This is a genomic window from Acinetobacter sp. 1000160 (assembly GCF_000588715.1).
Taxonomy (GTDB): Bacteria; Pseudomonadota; Gammaproteobacteria; order Pseudomonadales; family Moraxellaceae; genus Acinetobacter; species Acinetobacter courvalinii.
In genome coordinates, this window is sequence record NZ_JFWP02000002.1 from 213,778 (window position 1) to 227,172 (window position 13,395).

Sequence of the window (13,395 nt, forward strand, 5' to 3'; positions counted from 1 at the left end):
TAGGTAAAAATTATTTTATTCGCAAGTATGAATTCTTAAACAGACAGCAATTTTTTCAGCGATGAAGCGGCGAAAGAAATCAGAGAGTAGATAAGCCTTTTAATATTTTCAAAGGCTTATTGCTATATTAACTGCTAAATAGAAGGTTTATTGAAATGCTTTCTGGTCTTCGACATCCACATATTCGATATAACCACGGCCCTGAACTGGCTGACCTAGATATTCACCTGTATAGGTATAGGCGCTGGCATAACCCACACCGTGTCCATAACGGAACGGACTGTCAATTTCCGCAATGATCTCAAGTATCTTCTGACTGACATTATCTTTAACAGACCAGCTAAATTGTTGGGGCAGACGCATGTTCTTGCCACTTGGTGAAACATGACGATCAGGTTGATGAGTAATCACCTTGAACTCAACATCGGTATAGACTTCAGCCGGCTTATCGGTATGGCGAACATGCAATGTATAGGCTGCGGGCTGCCCAAGAATATCGGCTTTAGTCAGCAGTAATTGCGTGGTCTCGGTTAAGTTAATAATCTGATAAGTAAAGAAATCAAGCGGTAATTTATAGGGTTCGGGCAGGAGTTTTTTCACTACGCCATGTGCACCTGTTGCCCGGGCATATTCATAAGTACATAAGCCCTCAGCAGGTGTTTTTATGCCCTTATACTCAAGTTGGCCTTTAAAGCGAGCCAGTAAACTAAAATGATCGTAAATCGGGGTTTTGATAAACCATGAAATTTGATTGGTAACATCCAGCTCAAATTCAAAGCTGAGGCCATGATAAGTCCCTTTGAGCTGAATATTCGGTAATGTGCCTTGAATTGAAACCTCTTCACCCAATTCGATCAAGGACCCATCTTCCTGAATGTTGGCAGTTTCGGGCATGATATAGGCTTTTAGCAAATGTTCATCAACAGCCGCGGTACTGGAAAAGAAGGTTGCACTTTGTCTTGGATCACCCACTGTAATATCGTCATGGTCAAAGGCCAATGCACCAGGCGTACCTAATAAAATCATGATATTTAAATAACGATGTGGTTCAGGCAATAAAGGAAAGAAAATTCCATAATGCGTCCAGGTATAAAATTTTTCTTCTGTTCTTGGACGAATGATTTCAGGTGTAGAGAACGGAATTGTTGAATATTCTACGGCTTTGTCTAATGAGCCTTGAGCCAGTAATAAGCTTTTGCCCAAGATTTTGCTGGTCAGGGAGGTTGGTGGCAATTGTTTCTTCATCTTGTTTCCTAAACTCAATCCATGCTGTGCAAGCTAGAGTAGGAGAAACAATTGCCCCTGCTAAGCGGAAATAAGGACAAAACCAAAGCTTTAGGGGACAAGTCACTATTTAACTTTTTAGGTAATTTTTTCTAAATTTTGTGAACCAATCCAATGTTTTGAGAACTGATATGCGGCACGCCCAGAGCGTTGGCCACGGGCCTGACACCATTTTAAGCTTTCACCGCGTACCAGCTCGTTATATTCCAGATTGGCTTTCACGATATAGTGTTCAACGATTTCTAAATAAAGCTGCTGATCCATAGGATAGAAGGATAGCCATAAACCAAACCGATCCGAAAGTGAAATTTTTTCTTCAATGGCTTCCTGTGGATGCAGTTCCGTATATTGCGGCACATCGACTTTGCGTACCGGGGTATTCTCATGCATAAATTCAGGCAATAAATGACGGCGGTTACTGGTGGCGTAAATAATAAAATTGCTTGAGCCCGATTGCAGGGAACCATCCAGAACGCTTTTTAGACTGCGATAGTTTTCATCTTCGGCGTTAAAAGCCAGATCATCACAATAGACAATAAATTTCTCAGGTCGCCCTTCAATTAGCTTTTGAATTTTAGGCAAGTCTGACAGATCATCACGTTCAATTTCAATTAAACGTAAACCTTGCGCTGCATATTCGGTAAGCAGGGCACGTACAATCGACGATTTCCCTGTGCCTCGAGAGCCGGTGAGCAATACATCATTGGCAGGTAAACCATTCAGAAATTGTAAGGTATTCTGGATAATCTTCTCTTTCTGGCGTTCAATCCCTTTTAAATCTTCCAGATACATCTGCTTGGGCTGTTGTATGGCGACCAGTTGTTGATTTTCCCATCGAAAGGCAGTCGCAGAAAAATCAGTCGGCTGTCTTGGTGCAGGAAGAACTTGCTGCAGTTGTGTTAGGACATTCGATAAAGACTGGAGAATAGATTCGGGTAAATCAAGGATCGCCATAAATACAAACCAAACTTAATGATGAATAGTGATACTAACATTGCTATTTCTGAAAGAAAGAAGATCTCATCAGAAATATCGAAATAAATCGATTTTACCCTTGATTGTTACAGCAGCTTTTTGCATTGTATAGGTGCAAGAATTCAAAAAATATGCTGAAAAACAGGATCGCGAATGTTCAATAGAGTTCAGGAAAAAAAGAATACATATCAGTCGCATAGGGTTGATGTGTTGCAAGAACACTTACGGCACGCAAACTCTTATGATGAATGGAAGGAAATTGCACTAAAACTGGACGAGGAATCGGGTCATGAAGTATGGAAATATGACAATGAGTCGCCTTATTTTGATGCAGAAATTTTATCCAAGCGTTATAACCTATTAAAAAAGTATCGCACTCAGCATCGGACACTTGATCTGATTTATGTATTAAGAGAAGGCTTGTCTTATGACTTTGCCAATATTGGTCATCCAATGTTATTTGCGCAAACCTATATCGGAACAAAAAAGATTATTGAAAATTATGTCGAGGAAATGAGTGACTGTTTTCGTTATCTTGCCTCTAGTGAATGTATTACCTTTCAGTTAAAGGAAAAAATCCAGTTTTTTGAAGAATGCCAGAAAGCCTATGGACAGCCAGCCTTGATGTTTTCTGGTGGCGCTACCTTGGGACTGTTTCATACCGGTGTCTGTAAGGCCTTGCTCGAGCAGGATTTAATGCCACGGGTATTGTCCGGCTCCAGTGCGGGGGCCATCATGACTGGCATGTTAGGCGTCTCCACCTCGGATCAGGTGCCCGACTTGCTCAAAGGAGAGCATTTTTTTAGTGATGCATTCAAGTTCAGGAAAATAAGTGAACTGGTCAAGGGACGTGGCGGTTTCGCCGATGTCATGTATTTAAAACAGTTCCTGATGCAAAACTTGGGCGACGTCACCTTTGCTGAAGCTTATCAGCAGTCCAACCGTCATATTAATATTGTGATTGCTCCCTATAACACGGCGCAAAGCCCGCGGATCATGAATGCATTAACTGCGCCGAATGTGTTGGTATGGAGTGCAGTACTGGCTTCTTGTGCTGTCCCGGTGTTATTTCCACCTGTGCATTTGACCAGTAAACGTTATGATGGGCAGCATACCCCATATCTGGCCAACACCAAATGGGTGGATGGCAGCATGCGTAGCGATTTCCCGCAGGAAAAAATGGCACGGCTGTATAATATTAATTACACCATCGCCAGTCAGGTCAATCCGCATATTGTGCCGTTTATGCAAAGTGATTCTGAACGGTTCCGTAGAGATGTCTTGAGCTGGCCTGAACGCATTGTGCGCCGTCAAGGCAAAGCGATTGCACTGGAAGTGATGGATCTGACACGTAATTATGCGGGAAGCTTTTTCCCGATCCGCCGTGCGCTGGATCATGGCTACGGTATTCTGGGACAACGTTATTATGGTGATGTGAATATCATTGCCAAATATGGATTAAGGCACTATAGCTATATGCTGAAAAATCCACGGCCAAAACTGTTCAAAATCTTGCAGCGAGAAGGTGAGCGGGCAACCTGGCCCAAAGTTTCTGCCATTGAAACCCATGCGCGGATTGGTAAAACCATTGAGCATTGTTTAACATCATTGCGAAAGCAGGAAGAAAAGCAGCAGAATGAGTTTTACTACGTGGATCTGTGATCCCAAGATTCAACTTGAAAACTTAACTTTAGTGACCAAAGCCCAAAGCTATGCCTTTGGGCGTCGTTTATATACTTTTGAAATTAACCAGCAGCAATACTGGCTGAAATTCCATCGTTCAAATACGCATACCGGTTTAAAACAGGCTTTATTAAACGAGCTGGAGTTTTATAAGCAGCAAGCCGGGCAACATTTTTTATTACCGCATCAGATCGTTCAGCTTAACCCGTTCACACCCCTATTGGATTGTGAGGGTGATGAAATAGGCTTGATCACGCTTGCCGCACAAGATTTTTTTACACCTATACAGGATCTGAGCAATATTGAAGAGCTACGGCAAAAGCTGCTGAAGGCCTTAGATGCATTAAATGAGTTGCATCAATCGGGCTGGATTCATGGTGATTTAAAGGCAGAACATTTTCGCTTATATGATAACGGTTGCAGGCTGATCGACTTTGAACAGACCGTTAGGATAGGGCAGTCCACCACAATGCTGGATGCAACACCGCATTATATGGCCCCAGAACTGTTTCAGGGCGCAGGCAAGAGCGTGCAAAGCGATTTATATGCTTTCGGTATTATTGTTTATGAATGGTTGACCCAAAGCAGATTGCACGCCAAAAGCTATCATGATTGGGCGATATTGCATTGTCAGCAACTCCAGATCCAGCTTCCCGAGCAATTACAGTGTTTTTATCCTGTGTTAAAAGGTGTGCTGGAAAAACATGTTCAACATCGATTTGGTTCTGTTGATGCGATAAAAACTCGCCTCAATACGCTAAATTTGCTTTAAAAGTAAACATAACACCTTGATTTGAATATTATATGTTCATTTGAGTGGTTTTTTTAAAAGAAAGACTTGTCATGAAGAACGTTTCTCTCTAATATGCATACCCATCGGGGGCGTGGCGAAATTGGTAGACGCACTGGATTTAGGTTCCAGCGCCGCAAGGTGTAAGAGTTCGAGTCTCTTCGCCCCCACCAAATTTAAAAGAGCAAGGCCATCTTGCTTTTTTTATGGTTAAGTCTTTTAGGCTTTAATCATGCGGTTATAGAGGATTGGTGTAATGGTAGCATGACGGTCTCCAAAACCGTTCGTCAAGGTTCGAGTCCTTGATCCTCTGCCAAATCTGAAAAGGACTTTTTATAAAGTCCTTTTTTTATGCCTGTTATTTTCTCAGTTGTATATTAAAAAAGCATTAGGTTTCATAGACATGTTTTTTTTATAAAAAGGGCTTGTCATGAGCAAAGTTTCTCTCTAATATACACACCCATCGGGGGCGTGGCGAAATTGGTAGACGCACTGGATTTAGGTTCCAGCGCCGCAAGGTGTAAGAGTTCGAGTCTCTTCGCCCCCACCAAATTTAAAAGAGCAAGGCCATCTTGCTTTTTTTATGGTTAAGCCTGTCGGGCGTTAATCATGCTGTTATAGAGGATTGGTGTAATGGTAGCATGACGGTCTCCAAAACCGTTCGTCAAGGTTCGAGTCCTTGATCCTCTGCCAAATAAATAAAAAAGCCCTTGTGAAAACAAGGGCTTTTTTATTATATGCTATGCGAATAATTGATTTGTTAACGTAAAGCAGGAATATTAAAATATATTATTAAAATGGGTCTATTCCTCAGGTGGGGAATCAAAGTATTTGATCTATTTTTTCTAAATAAATTGATTCAATGTAATAAGCTTATTGATAATAATCTTAAAAATAGTGATATAAGAATTAGATAATTAATATTCATAGAATACTGTATAGGTGTGTAGCGCGTTATGAAAAATTTAAAATATCTGCTGATACAACCTGAATTAGGCTTATGGAACCACGAAAACAATACAAGAATCCGAGATGAGTCTAGAAGCTTGGGAGTCTTTCTGGAGAGGAGGCTAAAAGAAGAAAAAATTAAAGCGGAAACATTTCATGGCATCTATATTAAAAGTGCGAAGAAATCCAAAGATCCATATTGTGTTAATAACTTACTAATTTTAGAGATTGATTTTCCCGAAGAAAGCTATCCAGCCAAAGAGAATACAAGAGAAATCAATGAATATTTAATTTCTAGATTAAAAGAGGGAATGTTACGAATTCAAGAGGAGTATCCTGAAATTGTTGCAGTCATCCTACAGGGAGTGGAAGAGTTCAGGAGGTTAAATTATGAATGTACTTGGGTTCATAAAAAGAAAAAACTTGGCGGGGGAGTAATACGTTTGAGATGTGTACTAAACGTAAAAATATTTAATTTATATTTAGAATTTATTAATAAAAATCAGTGTATTATGGCATCAAAATTAATTTTAGAAACATCACCAAATGAGTATTCTTTTAAGCATAAATTTAGAGATCTAATTATAGAAAAAAACGGTGATATTGTAGTAACAGATTTTCTGCACGAAGAATGGTATAGGCTGAATCCCTCTAATTTAGGATAATTTATCAGGTCAAGGCAATATAATTGTAAAATGATTCTTAGAAGAAATAGATTTATTATTTAAATTTTTTGTACCTTGCAACTATCAATAAATGACAGCTAAGAGAACCTATTTTTATTTAATTTTATCCACTATTGTAATTATTTATTCACTATAGTAAATTAAATTCATGGTGGATGATTCATTCTAGAGGAATTTTTTGCCCAGTTTTTAAGTTAATGTGAAGAGATATAAAATGTTAGACATTCGTATGTCGCGTCCGGATGAGGGCGCTAAGGTGGTTGCAATCTGGAAAAGTTCGGTCGATGCAACTCACCAATTTCTTAAGCCTGAAGATCGTCTTGAAATTGAAAAAGAGGTGATTGGTTTTTTTTCGGAGACACCAGTATGGGTTGCTGTAAATCCGGATGATCAACCGCTGGGCTTTATGTTCTTGCATGAAGGGCATATGGAAGCATTATTCATTGATGCCACAGCTCGTGGACAAGGCGTTGGAAAGTTTTTGGTGTCCCATGCTTTAACGCTATATCCTAATCTCACCATTGATGTGAATGAGCAGAACCAGCAGGCAATTGGGTTTTATCAACATCTCGGATTTCAGGTAACAGGACGCTCAGAACTTGATAGTCAAGGCCGAGCCTATCCATTATTGCATCTTGCGATTAAACCCAAGGCTTAATGCTATTTTTATTAAATCATTGATATTGGGTTAGCTGAATGGGGGAAAAGCTGGTTTTGACCATTTATTGCTAACTCTGTTTCTGGCTAAAACTCACCATATAAACACAAGGTTGTTGATTATCAGGATTGGTTAATTGGCAATCTGCAGGTTGAGTGAGAGCGATGCAATCTCCAGTTTCCAGATGAAAACGTTGTGTATCAACTTGAATATCAAGTTGTCCGCTTAATACCCAAATGGTTTGACCATTCAGGTGCTGGTATGCGCTTGCGGGAATGCTGAATTGTCCTGCCGGTGGAACTTCGACTTTAATCATTTCCGGATTTGCGCCTGCGGGCGAGATTGACCAGCGGGTAAGTCCCAATTGTGTGTCTGTCCAATAGTGTTGTTGCGATTTTTTAGAGACCAATACATGTGTATTTTGGCTGAGTTCAGCTTCTGCAAATAATTTGGATAGGGTAATCCCTAGCGCACTGGCCAAGCGGCTGAGAATGGCTGCACTGGGACTGGATGCTCCGCGCTCAACCTTGCTGATCATGGCTTGGCTGACACCTGAATATTGCGCTAATTCAGCAACCGTCCATCCCTTACTTTTTCTTTGCTTCAGCAGCAAACGAGCGATTTCAGTATCAAGTATTTGACTGTCAGCTTTTTCAACCATCATATGAACCTTTAATTTCTGATCGGCATATTATGCGATAGAAATGAGTTGGATGTTGTGTGCAATCCCGATATTAATGCTCTTGATCGAAATTTTTAGTTAAGCGATTTAATGATGTTTCGCTCAAGGTCTTTGGTATGGCTTTCTAATGATAAAAATTTTTCACATTGTCACTGTCAATGAATAAATTGCTAAAAAACAGCTCATTTTTTGCTTAATTTTAAATTTTGTATGGCAATTAGTTTTTGAATAATAGAGTAAGCAACCTGAATATACCTGGCGTCATGCTATTTGCATTGGGTTTCAGGTTGATGAAAGTGGTCAAAAAAAGACTTGCATAATGAAAGTTAGCTCAGCCGAAAATTGGTCTGGCTAGGGAAAATTTAATAATTAAGGAATAAGAAATGTTGCTATTGTGCATGGTTCAGCAAGGACAGCGTCATTGGGATGAGGTGATTCATGAAGATCATCAAGATCGTTCTAAAAATAAGGACCCAATCGCATGATGATTATCCGTTATATAGAGCAGAAAGATATTCATGATCTTTACCGCTTAGCACAAAAAGCAGGCTTTGGTTTAACCTCCTTACAGCCTGATATGGAAATGCTGGCTGCCCGTATTGATCGGGCTGTAAAAACGGTACAGGGCAAATTAGATAAATCGGAGCAGGGCTATTTATTTGTACTGGAAGATACCGAACTGGATAAAGTGGTCGGTGTTTGTGGTATTGAGGTGGCACTTGGTTTAAAAGAGCCTTGGTATAATTTCCATGTCGGGACACAAGTTCATTCCTCCGAGCCTTTGAATGTGTATAAAGCACTGCCGACCTTGTATCTCAGTAATAACCATACCAATTGTAGTGAGCTGTGTACTTTATTCCTCGATCCTGATTATCGCTTAAATAAAAATGGCAAATTTCTGTCCAAAGTCCGTTTTTTATTTCTATCCGCCTTTAGACAATATTTTGAAGAAACCATTGTTGCCGAAATGCGTGGTTTTTCGGATGAAAATGGGCGTTCACCCTTTTGGGATGCAGTCGGTCATAGATTCTTTGATATGGACTTTACCAAAGCGGATTATCTCAGTGGGACTGGCAAAAAGGCATTTATTGCAGAATTGATGCCACGCCATCCGCTTTATGTCGATATGCTGCCTGATGAAGCCAAAGCCGTGATTGGTGCCGTACATCCGAATACTGTTCCTGCATATAACCTCCTGATTGAAGAGGGGCTGCGTTATAAGGGTTATGTCGATATCTTTGATGGGGGCGCAACCTTACAGGCTGATATCGAAAATTTAAGGGCGATTAAGGACAGTCATGTGGTGCAGGTACAGGTTGAGCCATCTGATGCGGTTTCGGGAGATGATGAGCCGTATATCGTTGCCAATGATGATTATGACAATTATCGCGCAATCCTGATTTATAACCCTCCACATCATGGTCTGGTGAAATTGACCGAAGAGCAGGCCCGTCAGCTGCATGTCAAAAATAGTGACTCGGTTCGGGTATTAAATATCAATGTTCATCATAAACATTAAAGAATGACTTTTTGCATATTGCAGCATCTTTAAGCGTGAATTTTATTTGATTTATATTGCATTTTTTATGAGCTTAATCTGTAGGTATTAAATTTTAAGTTCTTTGCAGTAAAGGCTTATAAAGATTATTTACATAAAAAATCTCCTTATAATTAAATATATTTCACGTTTAATTGCTTGTAAATTGAGCAGAAAGATGTGCGTTCGCCTTCAAGTGACAAGGGAATAGGATATGATGCATGCGCCTAAAGGACTTTTGGCGAATAACAATAGATTTTAGTGCATTGATAACACATACATGGAAAAGGATGATTGGTGAGGTGAATACGACTTAATACATTCATTTTAAAATAATTTTATTGAACGAAATGGAATTTTTATATTAAAGCAGTTTAAAAATATTATATTTTTATCAAGTGCTTATAACGGTTGTTGTAAGTTGGAGTAAGGATTACATGAGTCAAAATAAAGAAAAGCAACTTCAGGATGAAGACCTGCCCGGGAACCCGCAGGATGAGGAAAAGTTACAGCGTTCTTTGACCAATCGTCATATTCAAATGATTGCGATTGGTGGTGCAATTGGTACCGGTTTATTTATGGGTTCTGGCAAAACCTTAAGTGTTTCGGGTACTTCTATTGTTTTAACTTATTTAATTATCGGCTTTTTCTTTTTCTTTGTAATGCGGGCAATGGGTGAACTGTTGCTAGCCAATACCAATTTTAAAACCTTTGCCGATTTTGCAACCGCATATATCGGTCCTTGGGCTGGCTTTTTTCTGGGCTGGTCGTATTGGGGCAACTGGATTATTACCGCCATTGCAGATGTGATCGTGATTGGAGGGTATATGCAGTTCTGGTACCCCGATGTACCGGTCTGGATTCCGGCATTTACCTCGCTGGCGATTTTGACGATTTTGAACTTTGTTGCGGTTCGAATGTTTGGTGAACTGGAGTTCTGGTTTTCTCTCATTAAGGTCTCTGCCATTATCCTGTTTATCCTTGCAGGGATATATCTGATTAGTACAGGCTTTACTTCTCCAAGTGGTGTCAAAGCGTCGATGAGTCATGTATTTGAAACTGAATCGATGTTTCCGTATGGCCTTACCGGCTTTTTGGCTGGCTTCCAGATCGCGATTTTCGCCTTTGTCGGAATTGAGCTGGTCGGCACTACAGCCGCTGAAACTAAAGATCCGCATAAATCACTGCCTAAAGCCATTAACTCTATTCCGTTTCGTATCCTGTTGTTTTATGTCGGCGCATTGGTCTGTATTATTGCGGTCACTTCTTGGGCAAAAATTTCACCAGAAAAAAGTCCATTTGTTGAAATGTTCTCACTAATTGGCTTACCGATTGCAGCGGGTCTGGTCAATTTTGTGGTGGCAACTTCGGCACTTTCTTCTGCCAATAGCGGTATTTTTGCGACCAGTCGTATGCTCTATGGTTTGTCTTTGGACAATGATGCACCTAAAAGCTTTAGTAAGTTATCGAAAAGAAAAGTGCCGATTCGCGGTTTGGTTTTCTCTATGGCTTGTGTCACCATCGGTACTTCAATTTTATTTATTGTACCGAATGTCATGACAGCGTTTACCATCATTTCAGCGCTGACTTCGATCTTATGTGTCTTTACCTTTATACTGATTATTCTTTCTTATATTTGCTATCGTAAGAAGTTTCCTGAGTTGCATCAGCAATCTAAGTTTAAAATGCCGGGTGGCCTGTTTATGGCTTGGTTTACCATGTCATTTTTAGTGTTTACCATCGTTATTCTAGCTTTGGATCATGATACCTTGATCGCCTTGGCAGTTTCACCCATCTGGTTTTTTGGTCTATTTATTGCCTATCGTCGTAAAAAGAAAAAGATGCTGGAGCTGGACCTGCTAAAAGCCAGACCTATGGACTATGTTTAAGCAGGGTTGCGCAGTTGCGATAAAATCTGACCCCGTTTAAAAACAAAAAGCAGAGCCGAGGCTCTGCTTTTTATGGCATCCGTTTTTAGATTTTGCTGATCAAATCGTTGATCTGTTTTGCTTGTTCAGCCGCATTGCCTGTGTAGGTTGCAGGCGTAAGCTCAGCAAGGCGAGTACGTTCGTCTTCTGGAACTTGAGCTAGTTCATCACCTTTCACGAAGTTGACCATCATGTCACGTGTCATGGCTTGACCACGAGTCAGGGCTTTTAGTTTCTCGTATGGCTTTTCAACGTTATAGCGGCGCATCACGGTTTGAATCGGTTCTGCAAGAACTTCTTGCGCCTGGTCTAAATCTTCATTTAAACGTGCAGCATTGAGTTCAAGTTTACCTACACCTTTTAAGCAAGCATCAAAAGCAATCAAGCTTTGTGCAAAACCAACACCCATATTACGTAATACGGTTGAGTCGGTTAAGTCACGCTGCCAGCGAGAAACAGGAAGTTTTTCACCAAGGTGGCCCAATACTGCATTGGCAATACCCAAGTTACCTTCAGAGTTTTCAAAGTCAATTGGGTTGACTTTATGCGGCATGGTTGAAGAACCTACTTCGCCATCTTTTAACTTCTGTTTGAAGTAACCGAGAGAGATATAACCCCAAACGTCACGGTTAAAGTCGATCAGAATCGTATTAAAGCGACGTAATGCATCAAACAATTCAGCCATGTAGTCATGTGGCTCGATTTGCGTGGTGTATGGGTTAAATGCCAAGCCTAAAGACTCAACAAATGCTTGTGCATGCGCAGCCCAGTCAATTTCAGGGTAAGCAGAGAGGTGAGCGTTGTAGTTACCGACTGCACCATTGATTTTGCCAAGTAACTCAACATTTTCAAATTGCTTGATTTGACGTGCTAAACGGTAAGCAACGTTTGCCATTTCTTTACCCAACGTAGTTGGGCTTGCTGTTTGACCGTGTGTACGAGACAACATTGGTTGTTCAGCATGGGTAGTTGCCAAAGCCGAGATTGAAGTAAGAAGCTGCTTCATGCTTGCCACGAGAACTTCACGACCATTTTTCAACATTAATGCATGAGACAGGTTATTAATGTCTTCTGATGTGCACGCAAAGTGAATAAACTCGCCTGCATTTTTCAATTCATCAATGTTGGCAATTTTTTCTTTAAGGAAGTATTCAACCGCTTTTACATCATGGTTGGTGGTGCGTTCGATTTCTTTAATGCGGTTTGCATCTTCTTCAGAGAAGTTGCTAACAATCGCATCGAGTGCGGCATTAGTTTCATTTGAAAATGGCGCAACTTCAATGATTTCTGCACGATTTGCAAGTGCTTGTAACCAACGCACTTCAACCGTGACACGAGCGTGGATTAAACCAAACTCAGACAAAAAAGGGCGTAGGGCATCGCATTTGCTAGCGTAACGTCCATCAAGTGGCGAGAGTGCGGTTAAAGCATTCATACAGATTCCTTAATTTTGGAATAAACATAAAAATAAAATCGTTGGCATATCGGCTATACCACCTGATACTGCAAACGAGCGAGAGCTTGAATATCTTGCAATAACTTGCGTTTACTAAAGATCATACTCCATGAGCTGCCGCCGGACTGTTTCCATAAATGGGCCAGCTGCAAGCCTGTAAACAGGCAAGCTCGAATACGGTTAGTATGATTAATATCTTTAAAGGCTTCCGCATTACCACGGACTAAAATGCGCGGATTAATTTGGCCCGCAGTTTCAACATAGGTTTGTGCGAGATTGGCAATAATGCTGGGATGCAAATAATTATTATCAAAAAAGGAGAGTTGTTTTAGGATTTTCTGTTGGGCTGTTTCAATGATTTTAACGTATTCAGGATTGCCGTAGACTTTCTTTTCCAGCTGCAATAAGGCCATTGCATAGGACATTGGCAGTTTAGCGGTCGACATTTTGGGAACACGGGATTTGGGTGCCGTATTAAAGGGCTGAGTAATGCAGCCTTCCAGTGTTTTTAAGCCAAGAGAAATATCGGCCAGCTGATTAAAGAAATCGAGAGTTTGCGTGGCATTATTGGCCGTCGGGCGAATATTCAGACTGGCCTTGATGAGCAGTTCGAAATAAAAGTTACCACTATCGCCAATACTTTGCTGTCCAGCCATCGCCGTCATATGCGTCAGCTGGGTTGCCTGGAACACCGCTGCCAATGCCAAAGCACGGTTTTGTCTGACATTCAACGCTTGCGTGTGCTGAAAGGGTAACTCGACCATGCTT

The 13,395-nt window shown here is 40.7% G+C and carries 11 protein-coding genes and 4 tRNA genes; 10 read left to right on the top strand and 5 right to left on the bottom strand.

Going from position 1 to position 13,395, the window contains the following annotated elements; genetic code table 11:
• Nucleotides 1-147: 147 nt before the first annotated feature.
• Together J699_RS13920 and J699_RS13915 are read right to left on the bottom strand one after the other, a co-directional pair.
• Nucleotides 148-1,245: a DUF6670 family protein gene (locus tag J699_RS13920; RefSeq protein ID WP_032866547.1), complete on the bottom strand. Its 1,098-nt coding sequence runs from the start codon at nucleotides 1,243-1,245 to the stop codon at nucleotides 148-150.
• Between the two features lie 117 nt (nucleotides 1,246-1,362).
• Complete coding sequence (locus J699_RS13915) at nucleotides 1,363-2,238, bottom strand: ATP-binding protein (protein ID WP_032866548.1); 876 nt, start codon at nucleotides 2,236-2,238, stop codon at nucleotides 1,363-1,365.
• Nucleotides 2,239-2,412: 174 nt separating this feature from the next.
• On the opposite strand from J699_RS13915, the gene J699_RS13910 reads away from it, so the two are divergent.
• The 8 genes from J699_RS13910 to J699_RS13875 all read left to right on the top strand — a co-directional run bounded on the left by J699_RS13910 (nucleotide 2,413) and on the right by J699_RS13875 (nucleotide 7,024).
• The gene (locus J699_RS13910) at nucleotides 2,413-3,921 is read left to right on the top strand and encodes a DUF3336 domain-containing protein (protein ID WP_032866551.1); all 1,509 of its coding nucleotides are present in this window, start codon (nucleotides 2,413-2,415) and stop codon (nucleotides 3,919-3,921) included.
• Nucleotides 3,896-4,714 carry a protein kinase domain-containing protein gene (locus J699_RS13905; RefSeq protein WP_032866553.1) on the top strand — a complete coding sequence of 273 codons (819 nt, stop codon included), beginning with the start codon at nucleotides 3,896-3,898 and terminating at the stop codon, nucleotides 4,712-4,714. The genes J699_RS13910 and J699_RS13905 overlap by 26 nt, the downstream gene beginning before the upstream one ends.
• A 106-nt stretch (nucleotides 4,715-4,820) precedes the next feature.
• Nucleotides 4,821-4,905, top strand: a tRNA-Leu gene (locus tag J699_RS13900).
• A gap of 69 nt (nucleotides 4,906-4,974) precedes the next feature.
• Nucleotides 4,975-5,048: transfer RNA gene (locus J699_RS13895), tRNA-Trp, on the top strand.
• A gap of 149 nt (nucleotides 5,049-5,197) precedes the next feature.
• A tRNA-Leu gene (locus J699_RS13890) sits at nucleotides 5,198-5,282 on the top strand.
• 69 nt (nucleotides 5,283-5,351) lie between these two features.
• Nucleotides 5,352-5,425 (top strand) — tRNA-Trp (locus tag J699_RS13885).
• Between the two features lie 263 nt (nucleotides 5,426-5,688).
• Entirely contained in the window at nucleotides 5,689-6,345 is a 657-nt protein-coding gene (locus J699_RS13880) for a hypothetical protein (protein WP_032866555.1), read from the top strand.
• A 235-nt stretch (nucleotides 6,346-6,580) separates the two neighbouring features.
• Entirely contained in the window at nucleotides 6,581-7,024 is a 444-nt protein-coding gene (locus J699_RS13875) for an acetyltransferase (RefSeq protein WP_032866557.1), read from the top strand.
• Between the two features lie 70 nt (nucleotides 7,025-7,094).
• On the opposite strand, the gene J699_RS13870 is transcribed toward J699_RS13875, so the two are convergent.
• Nucleotides 7,095-7,685 (bottom strand): helix-turn-helix domain-containing protein, encoded by a 591-nt coding sequence (locus tag J699_RS13870; RefSeq protein ID WP_032866559.1) that lies wholly within the window; start codon nucleotides 7,683-7,685, stop codon nucleotides 7,095-7,097.
• Between the two features lie 502 nt (nucleotides 7,686-8,187).
• Here J699_RS13870 and astA point away from each other — a divergent pair.
• A complete protein-coding gene (gene astA, locus J699_RS13865) occupies nucleotides 8,188-9,225 on the top strand; it encodes an arginine N-succinyltransferase (RefSeq protein WP_005287293.1) in 1,038 nt (345 codons plus the stop codon).
• A gap of 455 nt (nucleotides 9,226-9,680) precedes the next feature.
• On the top strand, nucleotides 9,681-11,132 hold the full coding sequence (locus J699_RS13860) for an amino acid permease (protein WP_005231409.1): 1,452 nt from the start codon (nucleotides 9,681-9,683) through the stop codon (nucleotides 11,130-11,132).
• Between the two features lie 85 nt (nucleotides 11,133-11,217).
• Here J699_RS13860 and purB read toward each other — a convergent pair whose 3' ends face one another.
• Nucleotides 11,218-12,606, bottom strand: coding sequence for an adenylosuccinate lyase (gene purB, locus J699_RS13855; RefSeq protein ID WP_005287287.1), 1,389 nt, complete (start codon nucleotides 12,604-12,606; stop codon nucleotides 11,218-11,220).
• 53 nt (nucleotides 12,607-12,659) lie between these two features.
• Nucleotides 12,660-13,391 (bottom strand): high frequency lysogenization protein HflD, encoded by a 732-nt coding sequence (gene hflD / locus J699_RS13850; RefSeq protein ID WP_005231407.1) that lies wholly within the window; start codon nucleotides 13,389-13,391, stop codon nucleotides 12,660-12,662.
• Nucleotides 13,392-13,395: the final 4 nt, after the last annotated feature.

What these genes read in the sequence shown, in the direction of transcription:
- J699_RS13875 (WP_032866557.1), top strand. Translation starts at nt 6,581, where the DNA reads ATGTTAGACATTCGTATGTCGCGTCCGGATGAGGGCGCTAAGGTGGTT.
- J699_RS13880 (WP_032866555.1), top strand. Translation starts at nt 5,689, where the DNA reads ATGAAAAATTTAAAATATCTGCTGATACAACCTGAATTAGGCTTATGG.
- J699_RS13910 (WP_032866551.1), top strand. Translation starts at nt 2,413, where the DNA reads ATGTTCAATAGAGTTCAGGAAAAAAAGAATACATATCAGTCGCATAGG.
- J699_RS13860 (WP_005231409.1), top strand. Translation starts at nt 9,681, where the DNA reads ATGAGTCAAAATAAAGAAAAGCAACTTCAGGATGAAGACCTGCCCGGG.
- J699_RS13905 (WP_032866553.1), top strand. Translation starts at nt 3,896, where the DNA reads ATGAGTTTTACTACGTGGATCTGTGATCCCAAGATTCAACTTGAAAAC.
- J699_RS13915 (WP_032866548.1), bottom strand. Translation starts at nt 2,238, where the DNA reads ATGGCGATCCTTGATTTACCCGAATCTATTCTCCAGTCTTTATCGAAT.
- J699_RS13920 (WP_032866547.1), bottom strand. Translation starts at nt 1,245, where the DNA reads ATGAAGAAACAATTGCCACCAACCTCCCTGACCAGCAAAATCTTGGGC.
- J699_RS13870 (WP_032866559.1), bottom strand. Translation starts at nt 7,685, where the DNA reads ATGGTTGAAAAAGCTGACAGTCAAATACTTGATACTGAAATCGCTCGT.
- purB (WP_005287287.1), bottom strand. Translation starts at nt 12,606, where the DNA reads ATGAATGCTTTAACCGCACTCTCGCCACTTGATGGACGTTACGCTAGC.
- hflD (WP_005231407.1), bottom strand. Translation starts at nt 13,391, where the DNA reads ATGGTCGAGTTACCCTTTCAGCACACGCAAGCGTTGAATGTCAGACAA.
- astA (WP_005287293.1), top strand. Translation starts at nt 8,188, where the DNA reads ATGATGATTATCCGTTATATAGAGCAGAAAGATATTCATGATCTTTAC.